This window comes from Actinomadura sp. 9N215 (genome assembly GCF_044326345.1).
Classification (GTDB): Bacteria; Actinomycetota; Actinomycetes; order Streptosporangiales; family Streptosporangiaceae; genus Spirillospora.
Genome location: NZ_JBIRBA010000039.1, coordinates 31,252 through 54,514 on the forward strand (window position 1 = coordinate 31,252; position 23,263 = coordinate 54,514).

A 23,263-nucleotide genomic window follows, 5' to 3' on the forward strand; every position below is an offset into this window, starting at 1 on the left:
ACGGAATGGACTTCGGTTTGAGCGGGCGGGCCCGGGAGCACCTCGACCGCCTCCAGGACTTCATGGACGCCCACGTCTACCCGGCCGAGCCCGTCTACGCGGCCCAGCGGGCGGAGCTGCGCGCGGCGGGCCGCGAGCACCACGTCCCGCGGGTCGTCGAGGACCTCAAGGCCGAGGCGCGTAAGCGCGGCCTGTGGAACCTGTTCCTGCCGGCCAGCCGGGACCCGGCGCACGGGTTGTCCGTGACCGACTACGCCTCGCTGGCCGAGATCCTCGGCCGCTCCCCCGAACTGGCGCCCGAGGCCACCAACTGCGCGGCGCCCGACACCGGCAACATGGAGGTCCTGCACCTGTTCGGCACGCCCGCGCAGAAGGAGCGCTGGCTCGCGCCGCTGCTGGACGGCGAGATCCGCAGCGCGTTCGCGATGACCGAGCCGGACGTCGCCAGCTCCGACGCCACCAACATCTCCACCCGCGTCGAGCGCGACGGCGACCACTACGTCATCAACGGCCGGAAATGGTGGATCACCGGCACCGCCGACCCGCGCTGCACGATCATGATCGTGATGGGCAAGACGGATCCGGGCGGGCACCCGTACCGGCAGCAGTCGATGGTGCTGGTGCCGATGGACACGCCGGGCGTGGAGGTCGTCCGGCCGCTGCCCGTGTTCGGCTACCAGGACCAGCACGGCCACTGCGAGATCACGTTCACCGACGTCCGCGTCCCGGTGGAGAACCTCGTCGGCGAGGAGGGCGGCGGGTTCGCCATCGCGCAGGCCCGGCTCGGGCCCGGCCGCGTCCACCACTGCATGCGCGCGGTCGGCGTGGCGGAGCGGGCGCTGGAGCTGATGTGCGAGCGCGCGGTGTCGCGCGAGGCGTTCGGGGGGCCGCTCGCCAGGCAGGGCGTCGTGCGGGAGCGGATCGCCGAGTCCAGGATGGCGATCGAGCAGGCCCGGCTCCTCACGCTGAAGACCGCCTGGCTGATCGACGAGCACGGTGTCCAGGCCGCCAGGTCCGAGGTCGCGGCGATCAAGGTGGTCGTGCCGCGCATGGCGCTGGACGTCGTCGACAAGGCGATCCAGATGCACGGCGGCGCGGGCGTCAGCGGCGACACCCCGCTCGCGGCCATGTGGGCGGGCCTGCGGACGCTGCGCCTCGCGGACGGCCCCGACGAGGTCCACGTCCGGTCGGTGGCCCGCGCCGAGCTGGGCAGGTACGTCGGCGCATGACGGCGGACGGGGCGGGCGCGGGCAGGCGGCGGATGCCGCAGGCCCGGCGCCGCGAGCAGCTCCTCCGGGTGGCGCTGGCGGAGTTCGGCGGGCGCGGCTACCACCTGACGCAGATGGAGCACGTCGCGGCGGCGGCGCAGGTGTCCAAGGCGCTGCTGTACCAGCACTTCACGTCGAAGGAGGAGCTGTTCACCGAGGTCACCGAGGCGATCGTCGCCGAGCTGACCGGACGGCTCAACGCGGCGGTGCTCGCCGCGCACGGCTCGGCGGACGGCATCCGCGCCATGATCCGGGTCCTGTTCGACTACGCCACCGAGGAGCCGGACGCGTGGGCCCTCGTCGTGCGGCATCTCGACAAGCCCCTCGACGAGCCCCTCGACAGGTCAGGGGCCGGGCTCGGGCTGCGCGAGCTCCGCGACCGGCTCGGCGCCGCGTTCGCCGACCTGCTGCTGCGCCGCCGCCGCGCCGACCCGAAGCTGTCGCGGGCCGCGCTGGAGGTGAACGAGCGGCGGGCGCGGCTGCTCGTCCCGCTGATGTACGGGTCGATGCTGTCGATGGTCTCGTGGTGGCTGGAGCACCCCGACACGCCGCGCGAGCGCGCCGAGCAGATGGCCGTGGAGTTCATCTGGCTCGGCCTGGACCGGCTCCGCACCGGCGAGCGCCTCCCCAAGGCGGACGAGGCCGGGCAGGCGGAGGGCTAGCGGAGGGCTAGCGGACCACGTCAGCGGAGGACGTCAGCGGAAGACGTCGTCGCGGGCCAGGTCGAGGGCGGTCAGCACCGCGCCGCGCAGGACCGTGTCGCCCTCGACGCCGCTGGCCCGCACCTCGGTGGACGCCGGGGACATCCGCCCGAGCCGTTCCGCGACAAGCCCGGCCAGCCGGTCGCCGCCCACGCGGCCCAGCTCGCCGCCGAGGATGACGAGGCCCGGGTCCAGGACGGCGACCAGCGCGAACACCCCCTGGACGATCCGGTCCGCGAACGCCTCGGGGCCGAGGTCGCGCTCGGCGTCCATGAGGTCGCAGAAGTCCATGCCGCCGAACTTGAGCAGGCCGACCTCGCCCGCTCCGCCGGACGCGCCGCGGCGGAGGCGTCCGTCCAGGAAGACCGCGGCGCCGACCCCGTCGGCCATCCACAGCAGGGCGAAGTCGTCGCGTCCGGCGGCGGCGCCCGTCCGGTGCTCGGCGATGCCGGACAGGTTGACCTCGTTCTCCAGCGTCACCCGCGTGCCGAGCCGGTCCGCCAGCGCGGGGCCGAGGTCGGGACGCCAGCCGGGCACGCCGCTGTCGGAGGCGAGCCCGGTGCGCGGATGGATCAGCCCTGGCGTGCCGAGCACCACCGTGTGCGGGACCCGCCCGCCCGCGGCCTCCGCGACCGCCTCGGCGATGAGCGCGACCAGATCCGGCGCCTCGGGCAGCGGACGCGACACGACGCCGCCCTCGTTCCCCGCGATGTCGGCGACGCCCACATGGACGGCGTCCCGGCGCAGGTTCACCCCGGCCACGTGCGCGCGTCCGGCCACGAGCCCGTAGAGGCGCGCGTTCGGGCCGCGCCGGTCGGCGCCTGTCTCTCCCGCCACCTCGATCAGCCCGCCCGCGCGGAGCCGTTCGATCAGGTCGGACACGGTCGGCCGGGACAGCCCGGTCAGCGTGCGCAGCTGCGGCGCGGTCAGCGGACCCCGCTCAAGCAGCAGGTCGAGCGCGAGCCGGTCGTTGATCGCCCGCGCCATCGTCGGGTCTGCGGTCTTCACGCTCCCCATAATAATCAGGGTTCCTGCCTGTTTTCGCTTTTCATCAGGAAGCCTGCCTGTTAGTTTCTGGAACCATGAACCCTCAGCACCGTGCCATCGGCATCGTGTTCGCCGTCCACGGGGCCGTGGCCGGGACCCTCGCCACCCGCATCCCCTGGATCCAGGACAGGCTCGACCTCTCCCCGACCGTGCTCGGCCTCGCGCTGCTGTGCCCGTCCATCGGCGCCTTCACCGCCATGCCGACCGCGAGCCGCATCGCGCACCGGATCGGCGAGCGGCGGGCCATCCGCATCCTGGTGCTGGCGTGGAGCGCCGTCCTCGCGCTGCCCGCGCTCGCGCCCGCCCCCGCCTGGCTGTTCGCGGCCATGCTGCTGTACGGCGCGGCGGCCGGGATGTGCGACATCGTCATGAACGCCCACGGGGTCGCCGTGGAGCGGCACCTGCGGCGGCCGGTCATCTCCGGGCTGCACGGCCTGTGGTGCCTCGGCAGCCTCGCCGCCGGCGGCGCCGGCGTCCTCGCCGCGCACGCCCGGGTGGACGCCCGGCTGCACCTCGGCCTGGTCGCGGCCGTGCTGCTCGCCGTGGGCGCCGTGGCCGGACGCGGGCTGCTCGCTGACCGGCCGTCCGAGGGCGTCCAGGCGCCGCGCCGCTTCGCGCTGCCGACCCGCGCCGTCCTCGCCATCGGCCTCGTCGGGTTCTGCGGCACGTTCGCCGAGGGCGCGAGCGCCGACTGGTCCGCCGTGTACCTCACCGAGGTCGCGGACTCCGGCCCCGGCCTCGCCGCCGCCAGCTACACGCTCTTCATGTCGTGCATGGCGGGCACGCGGCTCGCCGGGGACCGCCTCGTCCGGCGGTTCAGCGCGCCGCGGGTCGTCCGGTACGGGGGCTCGGTCGCGGTGCTCGGCGGCGTCCTGGTCGTCGTCTCCCGGGCCCCGCTGCCCGCCATGGCCGGGTTCGCGCTGCTCGGCGTCGGCGTCGCGACGGTCCTGCCGCTGGTCTTCGCGGCCGCCGCCGACACCGGCTCGACCCCGGGCGAGGGCGTCGCGGGCGTCGCGACGATCACCTACCTGTCCGGCCTGACCGCGCCCGCCGTCACCGGCTGGACGGCCGGAGCCCTCTCCTATCCCGCCGCCTTCGCCATGATCACCTGCGTGGTCGCGGTCATGACCCTCTCCGCCGGCGCCCTCCGCCCGCGCGGCGGCGCGGCGGCCAAGGCCGCGGCTGCCGAGTCCACCACCGAAGCCGCGGTGCGCTAGCCGGATCCGAGCCGGGTGGTTCGTTCGGATCGTTCGGCGCGGCGGGCGATGGCGCGGAGCATTTCGAGGCGGATGAAGCCCGCGCCTCCGGCGCGGATGAGCAGCCAGTAGGGGGCGAAGGCGCGGCGGGCGGCGGCGTCGGTGGCGTGGATACGGGTTTCGGCGGCCAGCAGGGTGCGTCCGCCGGGCAGCGGGGAGAGCTGGAAGCTCATCGCCGCCTTGGCCCAGCCCGGCTCGGCGAAGGCGGCGAAGCCCTCCGGTGTCGTGGTCGAGTCCGGGCCGGGCACGGGGCGCGGGCGCCAGAACTTGGCCACTTTTCCGGCGACGGCCTCGCGGGCCTCTTGCTCGCCCAGGAGGGGCATGGGGATGGCTTCCAGGATCGGGCCGCTGAGACGGTTCCTGCCGGCGTGGCGGACGGCCATGAGCAGCCGGGTCACCGGGAGTTCGGCGTGGGTGACCGTGTGCAGGGCCGTCCAGACCTGTTCGGGTTCGGCGGCGATCCGCCGGGTGTAGCGGACGCGGAAGTCGTAGGCGGGCAGCAGCCGGTCGATGAGCCGGTCCATGGCGATCTCCCTTGTGGACGGTGCCGTACAGAATGGTAATGTACGGAACCGTCCAGAACGCTGTCCAGCGGAGGTGACCCATGCCACGGACCGCCCGTCTCACCCGTGAGGACTGGGCCGAGGCCGCCCTGGCGATGCTCGCCGAGGGCGGCCCGGCGGCGGTGGCCGTCGAGCCGGTCGCGGCCCGGCTGGGCGCCTCCAAATCCAGCTTCTACTGGCTGTTCGCCGACAGGCGCGCGTTGCTGGAGGCGGCTCTGGAGCGGTGGGAGCGGCGTCAGACCGACGCGGTGCTTCCGGGGTTGGCGGCCATCGCCGACCCGGCCGAGCGGCTGCGGGTGCTGGTCCGGCAGGCGTACGCGGCGGTCGAGGGCGCGGACCTGGCGCTGCGGCTGCTGACCGAGTCGGGCGACCCGGTCGTCCGGCCGGTGGCGGAGCGGGTCACCCGGCGGCGGCTGGCGATCATCGAGGCCGCCTTCGCGGAACTGGGGCGTCCCGCCGACCGGGCCCGGTACGACGCGAGCGCGATGTACGCGGCCTACCTGGGCACGGCGGCGCTGCGCCGGGTCGACGCCGCCCCCGGCGAGGGTGAGGACTTCATCGCCGCCTTGCTGTCCGCCTTCGGCGTCGAGCCTCGGGCGCGGCCGTAGGGATCACGCCGTGTCGCGGAGCGCTTCGGCGGCGCGGTGGCAGTCGTGGAAGGTGCAGTACAGCGGGACGGGGGCCAGCCGGACGACGTCGGGTTCGCGGGCGTCGGCGATCACGCCATGCGTTTCGGCCAGGCGCCGGACGAGCGCGCCCGCGTCGTCCACGCGGAGGGAGAGCTGGGCGCCGCGTGCGGCGGGGTCGGGCGGGGTGATGATCTCCAGGCCGCCGATGGGGGCGAGCCGGGACGCCAGATAGGCGGTCAGGCGCTCGCTCTTGGCGCGCAGGGCGTCCATGCCGACGCGGTCGAAGATCTCCAGGGACGCGAGGACGGGCGCCAGCGCCAGGATCGGCGGGTTGGACAGCTGCCAGGCGTCGGCGGACGCGGGCGGCGCGATGTCCGGCTCCATCCGGAACCGGACGGACGGGTCGGTGCCCCACCACCCCGACAACCTCGGCACGGACGCGTCCCGGACGTGCCGCTCGTGGACGAAGCATCCGGCGACCGCGCCCGGCCCGCTGTTGAGGTACTTGTAGGTGCACCAGGCGGCGAAGTCGACGTCCCAGTCGTGCAGGCGCAGCGGGACGTTCCCGGCGGCGTGCGCGAGGTCCCAGCCGACGGCGGCGCCGGCGGCCCGGCCCGCCTTGGTGATCGCGGGCATGTCCATGAGCTGGCCGGTCAGGTAGTTGACGCCGCCGAGCATCAGCAGCGCGACCGTGCGGCCCTCGCGTTCGAGGTAGCCGAGGACGTCCTCGGTGCGCAGGTTCTCCTCGCCGGGACGCGGTCGGAGTCGCACGACCGTCGCGGCCGGGTCGAGGCCGTGGTGGACGGCCTGGCTGGCGACCGCGTACGAGTCGGATGGGAACGCCGAGTCCTCGATGACGATGCGGGTGCGCGCACCGGCGGGGCGGTAGAAGCTCGCCATCATCAGGTGCAGGTTGACGGTCAGCGAGTTCATCGCGACGACCTCGTGGGGCCTGGCACCGACGAGGCGGGCGGCGGGCTCGCGGGCCAGTTCGTGGTAGTCCACCCAGGGGCGGCGGCCCTGCGTGTGGGCCTCGACGGCGAAGCGCGCCCAGTCGTCCAGTTCCTCGCGGAGCCGTTCCGCGACGGTCTTCGGCTGGAGGCCGAGGGAGTTCCCGGCGAAGTACGCCGCCTCGCCGTAGGGACCGCCGGGGGCGGGCGGGACGAGGAACTCTCCGCGCAGCGTGGGCAGCGGGTCGCTCTCGTCGAGCCGCCGCGCCTCCTCCTCAGTGCTCACGGGGCGCTTCCTTCGGTCGTCACCAGCTCTTCGACGGCGGCAGCGGAGGCAGGGGCTGGGGCGGGGGCGAAGAATTCCTGTGCGTTGCCGCCGAGGAGGAGGGCGCATTCGGCGTCGTCCAGGCCGGGGCAGGCGCGGATCGTCGCGCCGGGCTCCAGCTCCCCCAGCGGGAACGGGTAGTCGGAGCCGAGCATCACGCGCTCGGGGCCCATCACGTCCACGAGGAGTCGGAGCGCGCGCGGGTCGAAGACGGCCGAATCGACGAAGAAGCGGTCGACGTACTCCGACGGCGGGCGCGGGGAGGCGGCGCGGACGATGTCGCGCCGGTGCCAGGCGTTGTCGGCGCGTCCGAGCAGGAACGCGAAACTGCCGCCGCCGTGGCAGAAGCACAGCCGCAGCGACGGCGGGATCCGCTCGAACGCGCCGGACAGCATCAGCCCGAGGATGCTGAGCTGCGTCTCCGCGGGCATCCCGCACAGCCACGGGAGCATGTGGCCGCGCATCCGGTCGGCGCCGAACATGTCCCACGGGTGCGCCAGCACGGGCAGGCCGAGCCCGGCGCAGTGGGCGAGGAACGCGGTGATGCCCTCGTCGTCGAGGTTGCGGTCGCCGACGTGGTTGCCGATGTGGACGCCCCGGTGCCCGGCCGCCGCGGCGCGCGTCGCGACGTCGCAGGCGAGCGCCGGGTCCTGCAGCGGGACCTGGCACAGCGGCAGCAGCCGGCCCGGCGCGTCGGCGCAGAAGGCGAGGATGCGGTCGTTCACCAGGTCGCACCAGTCGGCGGCGCGGCGCGGCTCGGCGTCGTAGCCGAACATCAGCGGGGTGGACGAGACGGCCTGGACGTCGACGCCCGCGGCGTCCATATCGGCGAGCCTGCGGGCCGCGTCCCAGAGCGAGTCGCCGACGGGCCGGAACTCGTCGTCCCCGCTCATCATCATGCCCGCGCCGTCGCCGTCGACGCGCAGCCACGGCTGCCCGGCGTCGGCGAGGACCCCGCCCTCCCGGCGGGTGATCCGCGGGAAGACGTGCGTGTGGACGTCGATGACCGTCACGGGGACCCCCGTCAGGCCCGGGGCGCGGTGGCCGGGGTCATCGTCTGCGGCCACGTCTTGCCCGGGTGGACGGCGCCGCAGTTCGGGCACTTGCGGTCGCCGTCGTAGAAGCGCTGGAACGTGGGCGGCAGGTCGTCGACGATCGACCGGACCTGCAGCTCGGCGCGGTGCACGAGGTGGTGGCACTCGGTGCAGTACCACTCGAACGCCTCCCGCTGGCCCTCCGGCCGCGGGATCTCCACGACGAGGCCGATCGACCCCGTCTCGGGCCGCTGCGGCGAGTGCCGGACGTGCGGCGGCAGCAGGAACACGTCGCCCTCGTTGATCTGCAGGTCGGCCGGCGGGCGGCCCTCCTCCTCCATGACGCGCAGCACCATGTTGCCCTTGAGCTGGTAGAAGAACTCCTCCTTCGGGTCGTCGTGGAAGTCGGTGCGCTGGTTGGGGCCGCCGACCACCATGATGATCAGGCCCGCGTCGTCGAACACCTGGACGTTGCCGACCGGCGGCTTCAGCAGGTCGCGGTGCTCGTCGATCCACGCGTCGAAGTTGAACGGCCGTCCGAACGACAGCTGCGGCAGGGTCATGCTCCGGCCTCCTTGCTGGTAATGCGGTCTGCGGGGATGTGCGCGACGCAGGCCATCTCGATGAGCAGGTGCGGGTGCGGGAGCTGGTGCACCGCGACGGTCGTGCGCGCGGGGCCGGTCTCGTCGAAGAACTCGGCGTAGACCTCGTTGTACCCGCCGAAGTCGTTCATGCTCACCAGGTAGGCGGTGACGTTCACGAGATCGGGCAGGTCGCCGCCCGCGGCCCTGAGCAGGTCGCGGACGTTCTCGATGACGGCGCGGGTCTGCGCCCGGACGTCGAGGTCGGTGACACCCATCGCGTCGGCGCTCGCCCCGGCGAACGTCCCGTCCGGGCGGCGGGAGCTCGTGCCGGACACGAACACCAGGTCGCCGGCCCGCTTCACGTGCGGGAACCGCCCGCGCGGCGCCGCCTTGCCCGCGACGAGGATCGCGTCGTCGCCCGGGCCCGTCATGTCGTCAGCTCCACGCTGCCGAGGCCTGCGCCGGTGACGCGGACGTGCGCGTCCTTCGGCAGCGGGACGGCGGCCGTCGCGGCGCCCGCGAGGACGATCCAGCCGGGTTCCAGCGCCAGCCCGGCGCCGAGCGCGAGCCGGGCGGCCGCGCGCAGCGCCCGCGCCGGGTCGCCGAGGATCGCCGCGGAGCTGCCCGCCTGGACGGGACGCCCGTCGATCTCCATGAGCAGGCCCACGTTCGACACGTCGCGGGGCGGGTGCCAGGCCCCGAAGCCGAAGCGGGCGGCGGACGCGTTGTCGGCGATGACGTCGGGAAGGGTGAACTTGAAGTCGCGGTAGCGGGAGTCGAGGACCTCGAACCCGACCGCGACGCCCGTCACGGCCGTCTCGACCTCGGCGGCCGAGCGGACCTCCCGGCCGATCAGATACGCGATCTCCGGTTCGACCCGCGGATGGATGAGCTTCGACACGTCCACGGACGACTCGGCGAGCATCGTGTCGGTGAGCAGGCCCCAGATGACGTCGTCCACGCCCATCTGCGCCATCTTCGCGCGGCTGGTGAAGCCCATCTTCACCCCGGCGAGGCGCTCGCCGCGGCGGCGTCGCCGCTCGATCCCGGCGCGCTGCACCGCGTAGGCGGTCGCCACGTCGAACGGCGTCCGCTCGGTGAGCTTCGCGACGGGAAGGACGTCCCGGGCGGCCTTGTCCAGCCGTTCCGCGAGCAGCTCGACGTCCACCATCAGCCCTCCTCCTTGCCGAAGGCGACACGGACGTCTCCAACACCCTCGATGCGGGCCTCGAAGACGTCGCCGGGGGCGGCAGGGACGACCGGGCCGAGCGCGCCGGTCAGCACGGTGTCGCCCGCGCGCAGCGGGCGCCCGACGCGGACGAGCACGTCGGCGAGCCACAGCGCCGCGTTCAGCGGATGGCCGAGGCAGGCGGCGCCGTTGCCGGTCGAGACCTGCTCGCCGCGGCGCTCCATCGCCATCCCGCACAGGCGCAGGTCGACGTCCTTGAGCGGGACGGGACGGTTGCCCAGCACGTACATGCCGGACGAGGCGTTGTCGGCGACCGTGTCGGCGAGCGTGATGTCCCAGTCGCGGACGCGGCTGCCGACGACCTCGATGGCGGGCAGCGCGAACGCGGTCGCGCGGATCACGTCCGCGGCCGTGTGCCGCTCGTGCACCAGGTCGTGCTCCAGCACGAGCGCGACCTCGGCCTCCGCCCGCGGCTGGAGCACGGCGCCCGCGGGGATCTCCTCGCCGTCCGGGACGGCCATGTCGGCGAACAGCATCCCGAAGTCGGGGCTGTCGACGCCGAGCTGCTCCTGGACGGCCCGCGACGTCAGGCCGATCTTGCGTCCGGCGAGGCGGCGTCCCTCGGCCAGCCAGCGCCCGGTCAGCCGGTCCTGGACGGCGTAGGCGTCGTCCGCCGTCGTGATCAGGTCGCGGACGGGCGCGCACGGCGTTCCGGACGCGTGGGCGCCGCGGAGCCGCTCGGCGGCGGCGTCGATGTTCGTGGTCGTCACGGGCTCGCTCTCAGATCTGGATGCACACGTTCACGGGCTCGGAGAAGAAGTCCAAGGAGTACTCTCCCCCCTCCCGCCCGATCCCCGACGCCTTGACGCCGCCGAACGGGGTGCGCAGGTCGCGCAGGTTCCAGCAGTTCACCCAGACGACCCCGGTCTCGACGCGCGGCGCGACCCGGTGCGCCCGCGAGAGGTCCCGCGTCCAGACCGTGGAGGCGAGGCCGTAGGGGCTGTCGTTGGCGAGCCGGAGCGCCTCGTCCTCGGTGTCGAACGGCGCGACGTGGCAGACCGGTCCGAAGATCTCCTCGCGGACGGCGCGGGCCGTCTCCGGCAGGCCGGTCAGGACGGTCGGCTCGACGTGGAAGCCGCCGTCCCGCTCGTCGCCGAAGGCGGGCGCGCCGCCGCCCGCGACGACCGTGGCGCCCTCGTCGCGGGCGAGCCGGTAGTACGACAGGACCTTCTCGCGGTGGTCCGCGGAGATCATGGGGCCGTAGCCGGTCAGGGCCTCCGCCCGCTCACCGAGCCGGGTGACGAACTCGTCGAAGACCGGGCGCTCGACGTAGACGCGCTCGGTGCACAGGCAGATCTGCCCGGAGTGGGTGAAGGAGGAGCGGACCGTCCCGTCGACGGCGGCGTCGAGGTCGGCGTCGGCGAACACGAGCGCCGGGTTCTTGCCGCCCAGCTCGAACGAGATCGGGGTGACGTGGTCGGCGGCGTTGCGCATGATCGCGGCGCCGGTGGCGGACTCGCCGGTGAACGCGATCGCGTCCACGCCCGGATGCCCGGTGAGGAACTCCCCCGCCGCGGCCGGGCCGTGCCCGTGCACGAGGTTGAACGCGCCGTCCGGGAGCCCGGCGTCGTCGATCACGCGGGCGAGCAGCGTCGCGGTGGACGGCGTCTCCTCCGACGGCTTCAGCACGACCGCGTTGCCGCACGCGAGCGCGGGGGCGATCTTCCAGGTGGACAGCAGCAGCGGCAGGTTCCAGGGGGAGATGATCGCCACGACGCCGAGCGGGCGGCGGACGGTGTAGTTGAGGGCCTCGCCCGTTCCTGTGCTCCAGCCCGGGATCGGCGTGGTGTAGGCACGTTCGGGACGCCCGTACAGCAGGTCGGCGTAGGCGCGGAAGTTGCCGATCGCGCGCGGGACGTCGACGGTCCTGGCGAACTCGCGGGGCCTGCCGGTGTCGGCGATCTCCGCGTCGGCGAACTCGTCGAAGCGCGCCTCGATCCCGTCGGCCACGGACCGCAGCGCGGCCGCCCGCTCCTCGACGCCCGTCGACCCCCACGGGCCTTGGAGCGCCGCCCGGGCGGCGGTGACGGCGTCGTCGACGACCTCCCGCGTGGCTTCGGGGACGGAGCCGAGTTCCGTGCCGTCCACGGGCGCGATGAGGGGGAAGGCCGGGCCGTCCGAGCGAAAGACGCCGCCGACGTAGTGCTCAGCCTTCATCCGTTCCTCCCGCGATGGCTCGATGACTCGATCCTCTACCCGCGAAGCTATGCCCGCCAAATACCAATTGACCGTCGAGCTATGACGAAACTGTGATAGTAGTCGGTGGTATGCGCGCGATCGACCTGCTCAACGGACGGCTGAAGCTCCGCCACCTGGTCCTCGTCGTCGCCATCGCCGACCAGGGCAGCGTCCTGCGGGCCGCCGAGCACCTCCACCTCGCGCAGCCCGCCGTGACCCGCAGCCTCCGCGAGGTCGAGAACATCCTCGGCGTGGAGCTGTTCACCCGCGGCCCGCGCGGCGTGACGCCGACGATGTTCGGGGACGCGTTCACCGAGCACGCCCGCGCCGTCCTCGCCGAGCTGCGCCGCGCGGGCGAGCGCATCACCGGCCTCGCCGACGGCCAGGTCGGCACCGTCACCATCGGAACGCTCCTCGCCGGGTCCAACGTGCTGCTCCCCCGCGCGATCGCCGCGCTGAAGGCCGACCGGCCCGGCATCACGGTGATCGTCCAGGAGGCCACGTTCGACGCCCAGGTCCCGCGGCTGCTCGACGGGGAGATCGACCTGATCCTCGGCCGCCTCAACCCGATCGGCGACCTGCGCGGGCTCCGCCAGATCACCCTCTACGGCGAGCCCGTCCGCCTCGTCGCGCGCCGCGGCCACCCGGCCCGCGCCCGGCGGGACCTCCGCCTCGCCGACCTGCTCGACTATCCGTGGGTGCTGCCGCTGGAGCAGACGGCGCTGCGCGCCGAACTGGAGCAGGTCTTCCGCGGGGAAGGGCTCGTGCCGCCGGGGAACCTGGTCGAATGCACGTCCGTGCTGACCGTCCGGACGCTCGTCCGCGACACCGACATGATCGCCGCGCTGCCCGAGCTCGTCGCCAGGACCGACGCCGACATCGCGCCGCTGCCCGTGCCGCTGGAGGCCGTCCGGCGCCAGGTGGGCGTCACGCTCCCCGCGCACCGCGCCCCGACGCCGTCCGCCCGGCTGATGCTCGACCACCTCCGCGCCGAGGCCGCCGAGATCACCGCCACCGAGGCTTGACCCGTGTGATCAGGCCCGGTCACACGGAGCGGACGAGGTCGACGAGCGCCGCGCCGAGCCTGGACTCCGCGTCGCCCAGGTCCAGGACAACGTCGAAATGGTCGCGGCCGGGGACGACGATCAGGTCGCCGGCGTCCCACTTGGGGTGGAACCGGCGGGTCTGCGCCAGGAAGCCGTCGCCGTCGTTCTCCGCCACCGCGAACACGGCGGGGCACCGACGGTCCGCGGGCAGCAGGGCGGGGCTCAGCGCCGCGGCCCGCTCCTCGTCCAGCCGCACGTACTCGTTCACGTAGATGCGGGTGACCGGGCGGATGTCGAACAGCCCGCTGATCGGCATCGCGGCGGTGACGACGTCGTCGGGGAGCCCGAAGCGCTCCTGCCAGCCGCCGACCATCGTCATCCCCGTCAGATGACCGCCCGCCGAGCTGCCGCCGACCACGATCCGCCGCGGGTCGAGCCCGTGCTCGCGCCCGTGCCGGTGCACCCACGCGACCGCCGCCCGCGCCTGGCGGACGATCTCCTCCAGCGTCGCCTTCGGGGCGAGCGTGTAGTCGGGCACGACGGTCGCGATGCCCTGCTCGTGGAGCATCCGCGCCATGAAGGACGACTCTTCGCGCGACAACGCGAACCAATAGCCGCCGTGGAAGTAGATGAAGACGGGCCTCAGGCCGTTGCCGTCCACGCCCCAGACGTCCAGGCGCTCGCCGCTCGCCTCGTCGTAGACCACGCCGGGATGCCCGGGGAGGCCGGTGACGGCCCGCTCGGACTCGGCCCGGTAGCGGGCCAGATGCCGTTCCAGCAATTCCGTCCCGGCCTTTCTCCGCACGTTGTAGGCGACGTCGAGTTCCTCGTCGCTCAGCTCGCTGCCCGGCCAGTCGCCCACATCGTCCCCCTCGCGTCCAGGCCCAGCCTCCACCGCCGAGGCGGGACGATCAAATACCGTTCCTTCCGGCCGGTATCACAATCCGGCCATGACGGCTTACCAGCGCGGGGTGTCCGACTCGTGGACTTCGCCGTCCGCGGCGAAGACGAGGTAGCGGTCGAAATCGGCGGCGAACCAGCGATCGTGGGTCACCGCGAGGACGGTTCCCGAATAGGACGCCAGGCCCTCCTGCAATGCCTCGGCGCTGGCCAGATCCAGGTTGTCGGTCGGTTCGTCGAGGAGCAGCAGGGTCGCGCCCGACAGTTCCAGCAGGAGGATTTGCAGCCGGGCCTGCTGACCTCCCGAGAGGGTCTCGAAGGGGCGGGAGCCTGCGGGCGCCAGTTCGTAGCGGGCGAGCGCCGCCATGGCGTCGTTGCGGGTCAGCGCGTTCTCCGCCATCAGGATCCGCGCGGGGGTGCGGCCTTGCAGGTCGGGGCGCGCGTGCGTCTGGACGAAATGGCCCGGGACGACCCGCGCCCCCAACCGGTGGGCGCCGGAATGCGGAATGCCGTCGTCGGCACCGTCGTCGGGGCCCGAGGCGAGCAGGCGCAGGAAGGTCGACTTGCCGGAGCCGTTCGGGCCGAGAACGGCGACGCGCTCGCCGTACCAGACCTCGAAGTCGAAAGGGCGCGTCAGGCCGGTCAGTTCGAGCGATTCACAGATGAGGGCACGTTTGCCGGTGCGGCCGCCGCGCAGCCGCATCCGCACGTTCTGCTCCTTGGGGGCGCTCTGCGGCGGACCCGCTTCCTCGAAGCGCTGCAACCGGGTGCGAGCGGCCTGATAGGAGGACGCGACCGCGTCATTGTTGGTCGCGCGCTGGCGCAACGTGTGGACGAGTCGTCTGAGCCGCGCGTGTTCGTCGTCCCAGCGGCGGCGCAGTTCGTGAAGGCGTTCGGTGCGGTCGCGGCGGGCCTGCGCGTAGCCCGCGAATCCGCCGCCGTGCACCCAGACGTCGCGTGATTCCACCGTGACGATCCGGTCGGCGGTGTCCGCGAGCAATTGCCGGTCGTGGGAGACGAGCAGGACGGTCTTGCCCGTGCCTCGGATCTGCTCGGCGAGCCATTCCTTGGCGGGGACGTCCAGGTAATTGTCGGGCTCGTCGAGGAGGAGGACCTCGTCCGGGCCGCGCAGGAGCGCCTCCAGGACGAGGCGTTTCTGCTCGCCGCCCGACAGCGTCGTCACCGGCCGGGCCTTCGCCTCGTCGAAGCGCAGGCCCAGCGCGGCCGTCGCGCAGGTGTCCCAGACGACCTCGATGTCGTAGCCGCCCGCGTCCGTGTAGTCGGTGATGGCCTGGGCGTAGGCCAGCTGGGTTCGCTCGCTCTCGTCCAGTGCCGCCTCCGCCTTGGCCAGTTCGCGTGCCGCGTCCCGGACGCGGCCGGGCGCCACCGACAGCAGCAGGTCGTGGACGGTGCGGCCGTCGCGGACGTCGCCGATGAACTGGCGCATCACGCCCAGGCCGCCGGAACTCGTCACGACGCCGTCCGACGGCGGGAGGTCTCCCGCGATCAGCCGCAGCAGCGTGGTCTTGCCGCCGCCGTTCGGGCCGACGAGCGCCGCCTTCGTCCCGGCCCCGACGCGGAACGAGACGTCGTCCAGCAGGGGCCGGCCGTCGGGCGGCGCGTAGGTCAGGCCGCTCACCTCGATATGCCCCATGACGCCTCGCTTCTCGTACGCTGTTCGAGTAACTGGATCGCTGATCTGGTTCTCGTTCAATGTACTAGCCTGGGGCGCATGACCGAGAGCGTGTGGCTGCGGAATGACCGTCCGCGCCGGGGAGCGCCGCCCCTGACCCGCGAGCGGATCGTCGCCGAGGCCGTCGCGCTGCTGGACGAGGAGGGCGCCGGGCGGCTGACGATGCGGCGGCTCGCCGAGCGCCTGGACACCGGCTCCACGACCCTGTACTGGCACGTCGAGACGAAGGACGACGTGCTGGAACTGGCCCTCGACGCCGTCTTCGGCGACGTCCCGATCCCCGGCCGGGCACCCGGCGCACGCGCGGATTGGCGGGCCGACGTGGTCGCGCTGACGTCCGGCTGGCGGCGCGCGATGCTCGACCATCCCTGGTCGGCGTCCGTACTCGGCGGGCGGCCGCTGCTCGGTCCCAACGTCCTGGCCCGCACCGACTTCCTGTACGCCGCCTTGGCCGCCACGGGCGTGACCGGCCCGCGCCTGGCGGGCGCGGCGTACGCGATCGCCAACTACGTCATCGGATCGGCGCTCATGCAGATCGGCGTCCAGGACGACGGCGAGCCCGCGACGCGGAAGGCGGCGGAGCATCTCGTCCGCAACCGTGACCTGTACCCGGCTCTCGCCGAACACGGCCATCTGCGGGGCGGCGAATGGGACACCGCGTTCACGCAGGGACTGGACTACCTCCTGGACGGGCTGACCTCCCGCCCCTAACCGCCGGACGAGGGCTCGGCGTCAGGGACGAGCGTGGACAGGTCGGCGGCGTGGTCGTGGAGGTAGGCCGCGAGCAGCTCCGGGATGAGCTCGATGGAGGCCAGGGCGGCGGGCGCGCAGGGGACGAGGTCGACGTCGTAGCGGCCCTTGGCGGGATCGTCGAACTCCGGGCCGTGCCGCCGGGACAGGTCCATCGTGGCCAGGCGGCACACGTAGAAGGTGTTGAGGCGGTACAGGTCAGGGCTCTGCTCGCCGCAGGCGAAGACCTGGCGGACGGGCCCGGCGGTGGCGCCGAGCTCCTCGTCCAGCTCGCGGCGCAGGGCCGCCTCGGGCGTCGCGTCGCCGGGTTCGATCTTGCCGCCGGGGGTCGTCCAGTAGACGGGGCGGTTCGGGCGCGTGCGGCGCAGCAGGATCAGCGCGTCGCCGTCCAGCAGCAGGGCGCGGACGGCCCGCCGGACCCTCATGAACCCAGGCCGCTCATCAGTTCAGGGCCGCTCATGAGTTCAGGTAGGCCAGGACGGCGAGGACGCGCCGGTGGCCGCTGTCGCTGGGCGGCAGGCCGAGCTTGGCGAACACGGCGCCGATGTGCTTGCTGACGGACCGCTCGGTGATCACCAGTGTGGCGGCGATGGTGGCGTTGTCGAGGCCCTGCGCCATCAGGCCGAGGACCTCGCGCTCGCGGGGCGTCAGCGCCTGGAGCGGGTCGTGCCGGGACGTCATCAGCTGCGAGACGACCTCGGGGTCGAGGGCGGTGCCCCCGGCGGCGACGCGCTCCAGCGCGTCCAGGAACTCGTCAACGCGGCTCACGCGGTCCTTGAGCAGGTAGCCGACACCTCCGGCGCCGCCCGCGAGCAGCTCCGCCGCGTAGGTCTCCTCGACGTACTGGGACAGCACGAGGACGGGCAGCCCGGGCAGCCGCTTGCGGGCCTCGACGGCGGCGCGCAGCCCCTCGTCGCGGAACCCGGGCGGCAGCCGGACGTCGAGGACGGCGGCGTCCGGACGGTGCTCCAGCAGCGCGGGCAGCACGTCGGGGCCGCTGCCCGCGACGGCGACGACCTCGTGACCGTCCGAGGTGAGCAGCATGACGAGGCCCTCGCGGAGGAGCACGTTGTCCTCGGCGATCACGATCCGCACGGCAGGTCCACCTCGAGCGTCGTCCCTCCCCCGTCGGGGCTGTCGATGCGGGTGGCGCCGTCGAGCGCCGCCACCCGGCGGCGGATCCCGGCGAGGCCGCTGCCGCGGTCGGGGTCGGCGCCGCCCTTGCCATCATCCCGCACGGTGATCGTCAGCCGGGCGGGTTCGCGGCGGACCGTGACCCAGCCGTGCCGGGCGCCGCTGTGCTTGGCGATGTTGGTCAGCGCCTCGGCGACGACGAAGTAGGCGGCGGCCTCGGCGGCGGCGGGCGCCCGGGGGCCCGCCGCGCCGTCCGCGTCGAGGTCCAGCTCAATGGGGATCGGACCGGCGGCGGCGAGCGCGCGGAGCGCCCCGGCGAGGCCCCGGTCGGACAGGATCGGCGGATAGATGCCGCGGATCACCGTCCGCAGCTGGGTGAGGGCCTCCTCGACGCCCTCCCTGGCCTCAAGGAACAGCGCGTGGGCCGCGTCCGGGTCGGCGGCGAAGCGGCGGTCGGCGAGGCCGAGGCGCAGCGCGGCGGCGACGAGCTGCGCCTGCGTCCCGTCGTGCAGGTCGCGCTCGATGCGGCGGAGCTCGGCGCCGTGCGCCTCCAGCGCCTCCGCGCGGGTCTCGGTGAGCTCCTCGACCCGTTCGGCGAGGCTGCGGCGGCGGGTGGGGCTGAGCAGCGCCTCGGCGAGCCTGGCCTGCCAGCGCGCGAGCCGCGGCACCAGCCACAGCAGGATGAGGAGGTCGAAGACGCCCTGGACGAACGGCATCGTCAGCGCCTTCGGCCAGCTGTCCAGGACGATGAACGCCGACGTGGACCCGTCGGGCGCGGCCCACCACCACAGCGGCAGCGACAGTGTGTACGGGATCGCCGGCCAGATCAGCACCCCGATCATGGCCGCCTGCAGGCCCGTCAAGCCGTGCGCGACCATCCAGGCGACGTCCCGCCAGGTGTCCGGCGACCGGACGAGGCGGTGCGCCTCGCCCGCGCCGTCCCCGCGCATCGGCCCGTACGGCGCGGGGATCTCGCGGCCGAGGACCCGGCCGGCGCGGCGCCGCTCGGCGTTCGCGAGCGCGCGCAGCGGCCGCACCGCCGTCGGCAGCCACGGCAGCACGAGGACGCTCAGCACGAGGAAGACCACCAGCGGGAAGAGCCCCAGCAACGCGGGCAGGGCGGTGCGCAGCGCGCCGGTCAGCTGTGCGGTCGCCCGCGCGCTGCGCTTGAAGTATCCGCTGATGTCGCTGGTCATGTCGCCTCGCCGCTCACGTTATGGGACGCCGCCGCCCCGCGCATCCGGGCGCGCACCCAGGCCGGTGGTGTAGCCCGCTACACCACCGATTCGGGAGCGTGCGCCCATGTGCCAGGCCCCCTCCGAAACCTAGGTTCGACCAGGTGAGACGCGGCATCCGACCGGAGGGAACCATGACGACGATGACGGCCGAGGCGACCGCCGGGGCGGTGGACGTGGAGGCGGTGGGTCTTGAGGCGGTCACCAGGACCTACGGCGAGGTCCGGGCACTGGACGGCGTCACGCGGACGTTCCCGCGCGGCTCGTTCACGGCGGTGATGGGGCCGTCCGGGTCGGGCAAGAGCACGTTCCTGCACTGCGCGTCGGGGCTGGACCGGCCGAGCGGCGGGACCGTCCGGGTCGGCGGCACCGACCTCGGGCGGCTCAGCGAGACGAAGCGGACGCTGCTGCGCCGCGAGCGGATCGGGTTCGTCTTCCAGGCGTTCAACCTGATCCCGTCCATGGACGTCGAGCAGAACATCACGCTTCCGCTGCGGCTCGGCGGCGTGGACGCCGACCCGGGCTGGCTGGACGACGTCGTCCGGCGGGTGGGGCTGGGCGACCGGCTGCGGCACCGTCCGTCGGAGCTGTCGGGCGGGCAGCAGCAGCGCGCCGCCGTGGCCCGCGCGCTGATCACCCGTCCCGAGGTCGTGTTCGCGGACGAGCCGACCGGGGCGCTGGACCCGCGCTCGTCCCGCGACGTGCTCCGGATGCTGCGCGACGCGGCCGACCTGACCGGCCAGACGGTGGTGCTGGTCACGCACGACCCGATGGCCGCCGCGTGGGCCGACTCCGTCGTGTTCCTCAGCCGGGGCCGCATCGTGGACGAGCTGGTCGCCCCCACGGTCTCCGCCGTCATGGGCCGCTGGGAGTCGCTGTGAGGGCGGGCAAGGGCAAGGGCACGGGACGGGGCGCGTTCGTCGGGATCTTCGCGGCGCTGGCGTTCGCGGCCGCGCTGGTGGGCGCGTGCGGGGTGCTGCTGGAGTCGGCGCTGCGGGCGCACGCGCCGGTCGAGCGGTTCGGCGCGGCGGCGGCCGTCGTGACGGGGCCGCAGAGCGTCGAGCAGCGGGTGAAGCTGCTCGGGGGCGACTCGGAGGAGCAGAGCCGTCCGCTGACCGAGCGCGCCCGGGTGCCGGTCTCCGCCGCCGAGCGGCTGCGGGGCGTGCACGGCGTCCGGGGCGTGGTCGCGGACGTGTCGTTCCCGGTCGCCCTGTCCTCGGGGTCGTCGGCGTCTTCGGGGGCCTCGGTGCGGGCGGTGACGGGGCACGGCTGGGAGTCGGCCGGGCTCCGTCCGTACGCGTTGAGCGCGGGCCGGGCCCCGCGGGCCGCGGACGAGGTCGTACTGACCCGGGACGCGGGCGTCCGGCCGGGCGCGACGGTCCGGTTGCAGGTGAACGGGGCGCCGCGCCCGTACCGGGTCGCGGGCCTCGTCGCGGACGGCCCGGGCGCGGCGTTCTTCACGGCGGCGACGGCGGCGTCCCTGTACGGGCATCCCGGCCAGGCCGACGCGCTGGCGGTGCTCGGCGGGAAGGACCTCGACGAGGACGCCCTCCGCGCCGCCGCGCCGGGCCTGACCGTCGCCACGGGCGCGAAGCGCGGCGACGCCGAGAACCTGGCCGTCGCCGCGGCCCGTCCCGACATCGTGGAGATCGCCGCCTCCTTCGGCGGGATCGCGATCATGACGGCGCTGGTGGTCGTCGGCGGGCTGATCGTCCTGTCTGTGCGGGAGCGGGCGCGCGAGTTCGCGCTGCTCCGCGCGGTCGGCGCGACGCCGGGGCAGGTCCGGGCCGGGCTCGTCCGCGAGCTGGCGAAGGTCGGCGCGCCGGCCGCGCTCGCGGGCGGCGTGCTGTCGCTGGGGCTCGGCGCGGGGATGCACGCCGCGATGGTGCGCAAGGGCGTCCTGCCGGACGGGTTCGGCCTGTCGCTCGGCCCGCTACCGGTCCTGGCCGCGTTCGCCATGACGCTGCTAACCGCCCTCGTCACCGCGTTCCTCGCGTCGCTGCGGGTGTCGCGGATCCGTCCGGTGGAGGCGCTCGGCGAGGCGGCCGTCGAGCCCGCTCGGCTGCCCCGCTGGCGCCTCATCGCCGGGGTGGCGTTCCTCATCCTGGGCCTGAACGCGCTGGGGTTCTCCGTCACGGCGAGCGGCCCCACCGCCGCCGCGTCGGTCGGCGGCCTGGTCATGGCGCTGATCGTCGCGATGGCGCTGCTGGGGCCGCTGGTGGCCCGGGCCGGCAACCGGGTGCTGGGCCGCGCGGCCCGGGCCGTGTCGCCGGTGACCGGGCGGATGGCGCAGCACGCCGCGGGCGCCGCCGCCCTCCGCGCCGGGTCGCTCATCACGCCGGTCGCGTTGGCGGTGGCGTTCGCGGGCGTCCAGCTGTTCGCGTCGTCCACGGTCGCGCACGCGACCCGGGCGCAGGCGGACGCCGGCGACCGCGCCGACCAGGTCGTCGTGGCCGCCGGCCCGGGCCTCCCGCAGGGCGTCGCCGAGGCGGCGCGCCGCACGCCCGGCGTGACCGCCGCGACACCCGTCAAGCGCACCACCGTGATCATGGCGGTCAAGGAGCTCGGCGAGCCGAACCTGCGGTCGCTGAACGCCCGCGGGATCGGCGCGGACGCCGCCGCCACCATGGACCCGACGGTGTCGTCCGGCCGCCTCGCCGACGTGCGCGGCGGCGACGCGCGGGGCGCAGCCGTCGCGCTGAGCCGGGACGTGGCGGGCGGTCTCCGCGTCGGCTCCACGGCGACGCTGTGGCTCGGCGACGGGACGAAGGTCGACGCCCGGGTGGCCGCCGTGTACGAGCGGGGCCTCGGGTTCGGCGACGTGCAGCTCCCCCGCGACCTGGTGGCGGCGCACTCGTCCTCGCCCCTCGACGACCACGTCCTCGTCCGCGGCGCGACCGCCGACCTGCGGGGCGTCACCGCCGCCTACCCGGGAGCGAGCGTGATCTCCCCCGACGCGTTCGGCGCGAGCCTGTCGCGGGAGATCCGCCTCCAGGGCTTCATCAGCCTCGTGGTCGTCGCCGCGATCACCGGGTTCATCCTCATCGGCCTCGTCACGACGCTGGCGCTGGCGACGGCGGCGCGGCGGCGCGAGTTCGCGCTGCTGCGGCTGGTCGGCGCCACCCGCGGACAGGTGCTGCGCATGCTGCGCCTGGAGGCGGCGATCGTCCTCGGCACCGGCATCGCGGCCGGGGCCCTCATCGCGGCGGTGACGCTGCCGGTGTTCGCCACGGCGGTCACCGGGCTGCCGCTGCCCGCCGTCTCCCCGCTGACGTCCGCGGTGATCATCGCGGCCGTGGCCGGGTCCGGCACGGCCGCGATCCTGCTGCCGGCGCGGGCAGTCCTGCGGCGCCGCACGTCCCCCGCCCTCTCCTGACCCGCCCTCTCCTGACCCGCACCCGCACCCTCCCTCCCGAAAGGCGAAGACCATGAGCAACTCCACCCGCTGGACGCTGGTCGCCATCCTCATCGCCGTCAACGTCATCTCGAACGTGGTCCTCGGCGACGCCTGGCTCGCGATCGTCGTCAGCTCGGTCACGGGCGTCGGCGTCGTCGCCGTCGTGCTCGACTATCTGCTCCGCGGCCGAAGCGAAAACTGAGGAGCCCGGCACCGAGCGGCCCGGCCGCCGTTACCATCGACCATTGCCAAGATCCTGTTGGCAATGCTCTGTACCGGAACGGCGTGAAATGGATGATGTCGAGGTCCGGCGGCTGCCGGGCGATCTGCCGCGGCTGTTCGACCCGCGCCCGCCGCGGGACGGCGACGCGGAGCGGACGCTGTCGGCGCCGCTGCCCGAAGGGGACCTGGTCTGGCCCGACCCCGGGTACCCGCAGCGGCACCCGCTCGTGCGCCCCGCGTTCTGGCTGAGCGACGAGCCCGTCCGCGGGGAGCTGTGGGGCAGGCTCCGCGCGGAGCACGCCGGGTCCGGTCTCTGGCCCCTCCTGATGGACGAGACCGACCAGCCGTGGGCGTCGGGCCAGATCGCCCCCGAGCCGGTGGCGGAGATCGACGGCTACGTCCCGCAGGCGTTCATGTCCGAGGTGTGGTCGGACTGGGCCGAGCTGGCCGCCGAGGAGGACCACGACGACCTGGCCCCCTTCGGACGGCACTGCCCCGGCCTCGCCGCGCCCGGCGTCCCCGTCGACGACCCGGACGCCATGGCCGACCGGTACGCCCGCGCGCTCGCCCCCCGCGGCCTCTCGCTGGGCCTGGTCGCGGTGGAGCGCGGCGCCGACACGCTGGCCGCCGTCGGCTGGCAGGGCGCCCTCAACCACAACGAGTGGACGGCGCCGCTCTCCGCCGTCCTGCGCGGCTGGGAGGAGCGCTTCGGCGCCCGCGTCGTCGCGCTGGGGTTCAACACGCTGGAGCTCAGCGTCGCCGCGCCGCCGGTCACGACGCGGCACGCCGTCCACGTCGCGGCCGAGCACTGGACGTTCTGCCCCGACATCCTCTTCCAGGGCCCGGGCACCCTCGCCGGCTACGCCGAGGAGATCCGCGGCAAGACCAACTGGTCCTTCTGGTGGGATTGACGCCGAAAACCCGGCGGGGCAGCAATGCCAAAAAGCGGTCATCCTCCGTAAACGTCCAGGTCATCCGCGGTGGCCCGCGCCGATTCGGCGGTTACGGTGGGGCGGGTGAGCACCGGGTGGCGCGACCGGGACCGACGCCCTGAGTGACCCGCGCGACCGCCGTCCGGGACCCGGGGCAGGGATGGGAGCGC

Annotated in this window: 24 protein-coding genes; 10 read left to right on the forward strand and 14 right to left on the reverse strand. The window is 74.1% G+C overall.

The genetic code is table 11. The annotated features are described in order from the left end of the window. The first annotated feature begins 5 nt into the window (after positions 1-5). Positions 6-1,229 (forward strand): acyl-CoA dehydrogenase family protein, encoded by a 1,224-nt coding sequence (locus ACH34T_RS40485; protein ID WP_396026317.1) that lies wholly within the window; start codon positions 6-8, stop codon positions 1,227-1,229. After that, positions 1,226-1,930 (forward strand): TetR/AcrR family transcriptional regulator, encoded by a 705-nt coding sequence (locus tag ACH34T_RS40490; protein WP_396026318.1) that lies wholly within the window; start codon positions 1,226-1,228, stop codon positions 1,928-1,930. Before ACH34T_RS40485 ends, ACH34T_RS40490 begins: the two co-directional genes overlap by 4 nt. Positions 1,931-1,963: 33 nt before the next feature. On the opposite strand, the gene ACH34T_RS40495 is transcribed toward ACH34T_RS40490, so the two are convergent. Beyond that, positions 1,964-2,977: an ROK family transcriptional regulator gene (locus ACH34T_RS40495; RefSeq protein ID WP_396026319.1), complete on the reverse strand. Its 1,014-nt coding sequence runs from the start codon at positions 2,975-2,977 to the stop codon at positions 1,964-1,966. Positions 2,978-3,051: 74 nt separating this feature from the next. Here ACH34T_RS40495 and ACH34T_RS40500 point away from each other — a divergent pair, with 74 nt between their 5' ends. Continuing rightward, a complete protein-coding gene (locus ACH34T_RS40500) occupies positions 3,052-4,233 on the forward strand; it encodes an MFS transporter (protein ID WP_396026320.1) in 1,182 nt (393 codons plus the stop codon). Here the strand turns inward: ACH34T_RS40500 and ACH34T_RS40505 are convergent. Then, complete coding sequence (locus tag ACH34T_RS40505; protein ID WP_396026321.1) at positions 4,230-4,796, reverse strand: hypothetical protein; 567 nt, start codon at positions 4,794-4,796, stop codon at positions 4,230-4,232. The genes ACH34T_RS40500 and ACH34T_RS40505 overlap by 4 nt on opposite strands. 80 nt (positions 4,797-4,876) lie before the next feature. Between ACH34T_RS40505 and ACH34T_RS40510 the strand changes: the two genes are divergently transcribed. Beyond that, positions 4,877-5,443 carry a TetR/AcrR family transcriptional regulator gene (locus ACH34T_RS40510; protein ID WP_396026322.1) on the forward strand — a complete coding sequence of 189 codons (567 nt, stop codon included), beginning with the start codon at positions 4,877-4,879 and terminating at the stop codon, positions 5,441-5,443. 3 nt (positions 5,444-5,446) lie between these two features. Here ACH34T_RS40510 and kynU read toward each other — a convergent pair whose 3' ends face one another. The 7 genes from kynU to ACH34T_RS40545 are packed head-to-tail and all read right to left on the reverse strand — an operon-like array spanning position 5,447 to position 11,763. Then, positions 5,447-6,700, reverse strand: a complete 1,254-nt coding sequence (gene kynU / locus ACH34T_RS40515; RefSeq protein ID WP_396026323.1) for a kynureninase — start codon at positions 6,698-6,700, stop codon at positions 5,447-5,449. Further along, a complete protein-coding gene (locus ACH34T_RS40520) occupies positions 6,697-7,752 on the reverse strand; it encodes an amidohydrolase family protein (protein WP_396026324.1) in 1,056 nt (351 codons plus the stop codon). The genes kynU and ACH34T_RS40520 overlap by 4 nt, the downstream gene beginning before the upstream one ends. An 11-nt stretch (positions 7,753-7,763) precedes the next feature. Continuing rightward, the gene (locus ACH34T_RS40525; RefSeq protein ID WP_396026325.1) at positions 7,764-8,336 is read right to left on the reverse strand and encodes a 3-hydroxyanthranilate 3,4-dioxygenase; all 573 of its coding nucleotides are present in this window, start codon (positions 8,334-8,336) and stop codon (positions 7,764-7,766) included. After that, positions 8,333-8,788 carry a RidA family protein gene (locus ACH34T_RS40530; protein WP_396026326.1) on the reverse strand — a complete coding sequence of 152 codons (456 nt, stop codon included), beginning with the start codon at positions 8,786-8,788 and terminating at the stop codon, positions 8,333-8,335. The genes ACH34T_RS40525 and ACH34T_RS40530 overlap by 4 nt, the downstream gene beginning before the upstream one ends. Beyond that, a complete protein-coding gene (locus tag ACH34T_RS40535) occupies positions 8,785-9,528 on the reverse strand; it encodes a 2-keto-4-pentenoate hydratase (RefSeq protein WP_396026327.1) in 744 nt (247 codons plus the stop codon). The genes ACH34T_RS40530 and ACH34T_RS40535 overlap by 4 nt, the downstream gene beginning before the upstream one ends. Beyond that, entirely contained in the window at positions 9,528-10,316 is a 789-nt protein-coding gene (locus ACH34T_RS40540; RefSeq protein ID WP_396026328.1) for a 2-keto-4-pentenoate hydratase, read from the reverse strand. The genes ACH34T_RS40535 and ACH34T_RS40540 overlap by 1 nt, the downstream gene beginning before the upstream one ends. Before the next feature lie 10 nt (positions 10,317-10,326). Beyond that, the gene (locus ACH34T_RS40545; RefSeq protein ID WP_396026329.1) at positions 10,327-11,763 is read right to left on the reverse strand and encodes a 2-hydroxymuconic semialdehyde dehydrogenase; all 1,437 of its coding nucleotides are present in this window, start codon (positions 11,761-11,763) and stop codon (positions 10,327-10,329) included. A gap of 110 nt (positions 11,764-11,873) precedes the next feature. On the opposite strand from ACH34T_RS40545, the gene ACH34T_RS40550 reads away from it, so the two are divergent. Then, complete coding sequence (locus tag ACH34T_RS40550) at positions 11,874-12,809, forward strand: LysR substrate-binding domain-containing protein (protein ID WP_396026330.1); 936 nt, start codon at positions 11,874-11,876, stop codon at positions 12,807-12,809. 19 nt (positions 12,810-12,828) lie between these two features. On the opposite strand, the gene ACH34T_RS40555 is transcribed toward ACH34T_RS40550, so the two are convergent. Both ACH34T_RS40555 and ACH34T_RS40560 read right to left on the reverse strand, forming a co-directional pair. Beyond that, positions 12,829-13,692, reverse strand: a complete 864-nt coding sequence (locus tag ACH34T_RS40555; RefSeq protein WP_396026331.1) for an alpha/beta hydrolase — start codon at positions 13,690-13,692, stop codon at positions 12,829-12,831. A gap of 96 nt (positions 13,693-13,788) precedes the next feature. Further along, positions 13,789-15,384, reverse strand: coding sequence for an ABC-F family ATP-binding cassette domain-containing protein (locus ACH34T_RS40560; protein WP_396026332.1), 1,596 nt, complete (start codon positions 15,382-15,384; stop codon positions 13,789-13,791). A 78-nt stretch (positions 15,385-15,462) separates the two neighbouring features. On the opposite strand from ACH34T_RS40560, the gene ACH34T_RS40565 reads away from it, so the two are divergent. Then, the gene (locus ACH34T_RS40565) at positions 15,463-16,134 is read left to right on the forward strand and encodes a TetR/AcrR family transcriptional regulator (protein ID WP_396026333.1); all 672 of its coding nucleotides are present in this window, start codon (positions 15,463-15,465) and stop codon (positions 16,132-16,134) included. On the opposite strand, the gene ACH34T_RS40570 is transcribed toward ACH34T_RS40565, so the two are convergent. Genes ACH34T_RS40570 through ACH34T_RS40580 form a run of 3 tightly spaced genes read right to left on the reverse strand, consistent with a single transcriptional unit; the run spans position 16,131 to position 18,503 of the window. After that, entirely contained in the window at positions 16,131-16,598 is a 468-nt protein-coding gene (locus ACH34T_RS40570) for an NUDIX domain-containing protein (RefSeq protein WP_396026334.1), read from the reverse strand. The genes ACH34T_RS40565 and ACH34T_RS40570 overlap by 4 nt on opposite strands. Positions 16,599-16,629: 31 nt before the next feature. Continuing rightward, positions 16,630-17,268, reverse strand: coding sequence for a response regulator transcription factor (locus ACH34T_RS40575; protein ID WP_396026335.1), 639 nt, complete (start codon positions 17,266-17,268; stop codon positions 16,630-16,632). Further along, positions 17,256-18,503: a sensor histidine kinase gene (locus ACH34T_RS40580; RefSeq protein WP_396026336.1), complete on the reverse strand. Its 1,248-nt coding sequence runs from the start codon at positions 18,501-18,503 to the stop codon at positions 17,256-17,258. The genes ACH34T_RS40575 and ACH34T_RS40580 overlap by 13 nt, the downstream gene beginning before the upstream one ends. A gap of 173 nt (positions 18,504-18,676) precedes the next feature. Between ACH34T_RS40580 and ACH34T_RS40585 the strand changes: the two genes are divergently transcribed. From ACH34T_RS40585 to ACH34T_RS40600, 4 genes are all read left to right on the forward strand, one after another. Next, the gene (locus tag ACH34T_RS40585; RefSeq protein WP_396026337.1) at positions 18,677-19,423 is read left to right on the forward strand and encodes an ABC transporter ATP-binding protein; all 747 of its coding nucleotides are present in this window, start codon (positions 18,677-18,679) and stop codon (positions 19,421-19,423) included. Continuing rightward, positions 19,420-21,918 carry an FtsX-like permease family protein gene (locus ACH34T_RS40590; RefSeq protein WP_396026338.1) on the forward strand — a complete coding sequence of 833 codons (2,499 nt, stop codon included), beginning with the start codon at positions 19,420-19,422 and terminating at the stop codon, positions 21,916-21,918. Before ACH34T_RS40585 ends, ACH34T_RS40590 begins: the two co-directional genes overlap by 4 nt. A gap of 52 nt (positions 21,919-21,970) precedes the next feature. Next, positions 21,971-22,141 (forward strand): hypothetical protein, encoded by a 171-nt coding sequence (locus ACH34T_RS40595; protein ID WP_396026339.1) that lies wholly within the window; start codon positions 21,971-21,973, stop codon positions 22,139-22,141. Positions 22,142-22,229: 88 nt separating this feature from the next. Then, complete coding sequence (locus ACH34T_RS40600) at positions 22,230-23,072, forward strand: DUF4253 domain-containing protein (protein ID WP_396026340.1); 843 nt, start codon at positions 22,230-22,232, stop codon at positions 23,070-23,072. The last annotated feature ends 191 nt before the right edge of the window (positions 23,073-23,263 follow it).

Bases quoted from the DNA above. Each gene is read 5' to 3' on its own strand.
- ACH34T_RS40485 (WP_396026317.1), top strand. From the start codon at position 6: ATGGACTTCGGTTTGAGCGGGCGGGCCCGGGAGCACCTCGACCGCCTC.
- ACH34T_RS40490 (WP_396026318.1), top strand. From the start codon at position 1,226: ATGACGGCGGACGGGGCGGGCGCGGGCAGGCGGCGGATGCCGCAGGCC.
- ACH34T_RS40500 (WP_396026320.1), top strand. From the start codon at position 3,052: ATGAACCCTCAGCACCGTGCCATCGGCATCGTGTTCGCCGTCCACGGG.
- ACH34T_RS40505 (WP_396026321.1), bottom strand. From the start codon at position 4,796: ATGGACCGGCTCATCGACCGGCTGCTGCCCGCCTACGACTTCCGCGTC.
- ACH34T_RS40510 (WP_396026322.1), top strand. From the start codon at position 4,877: ATGCCACGGACCGCCCGTCTCACCCGTGAGGACTGGGCCGAGGCCGCC.
- ACH34T_RS40525 (WP_396026325.1), bottom strand. From the start codon at position 8,336: ATGACCCTGCCGCAGCTGTCGTTCGGACGGCCGTTCAACTTCGACGCG.
- ACH34T_RS40530 (WP_396026326.1), bottom strand. From the start codon at position 8,788: ATGACGGGCCCGGGCGACGACGCGATCCTCGTCGCGGGCAAGGCGGCG.
- ACH34T_RS40535 (WP_396026327.1), bottom strand. From the start codon at position 9,528: ATGGTGGACGTCGAGCTGCTCGCGGAACGGCTGGACAAGGCCGCCCGG.
- ACH34T_RS40545 (WP_396026329.1), bottom strand. From the start codon at position 11,763: ATGAAGGCTGAGCACTACGTCGGCGGCGTCTTTCGCTCGGACGGCCCG.
- ACH34T_RS40550 (WP_396026330.1), top strand. From the start codon at position 11,874: ATGCGCGCGATCGACCTGCTCAACGGACGGCTGAAGCTCCGCCACCTG.
- ACH34T_RS40560 (WP_396026332.1), bottom strand. From the start codon at position 15,384: ATGGGGCATATCGAGGTGAGCGGCCTGACCTACGCGCCGCCCGACGGC.
- ACH34T_RS40565 (WP_396026333.1), top strand. From the start codon at position 15,463: ATGACCGAGAGCGTGTGGCTGCGGAATGACCGTCCGCGCCGGGGAGCG.
- ACH34T_RS40570 (WP_396026334.1), bottom strand. From the start codon at position 16,598: ATGAGGGTCCGGCGGGCCGTCCGCGCCCTGCTGCTGGACGGCGACGCG.
- ACH34T_RS40580 (WP_396026336.1), bottom strand. From the start codon at position 18,503: ATGACCAGCGACATCAGCGGATACTTCAAGCGCAGCGCGCGGGCGACC.
- ACH34T_RS40585 (WP_396026337.1), top strand. From the start codon at position 18,677: ATGACGACGATGACGGCCGAGGCGACCGCCGGGGCGGTGGACGTGGAG.
- ACH34T_RS40595 (WP_396026339.1), top strand. From the start codon at position 21,971: ATGAGCAACTCCACCCGCTGGACGCTGGTCGCCATCCTCATCGCCGTC.
- ACH34T_RS40600 (WP_396026340.1), top strand. From the start codon at position 22,230: ATGGATGATGTCGAGGTCCGGCGGCTGCCGGGCGATCTGCCGCGGCTG.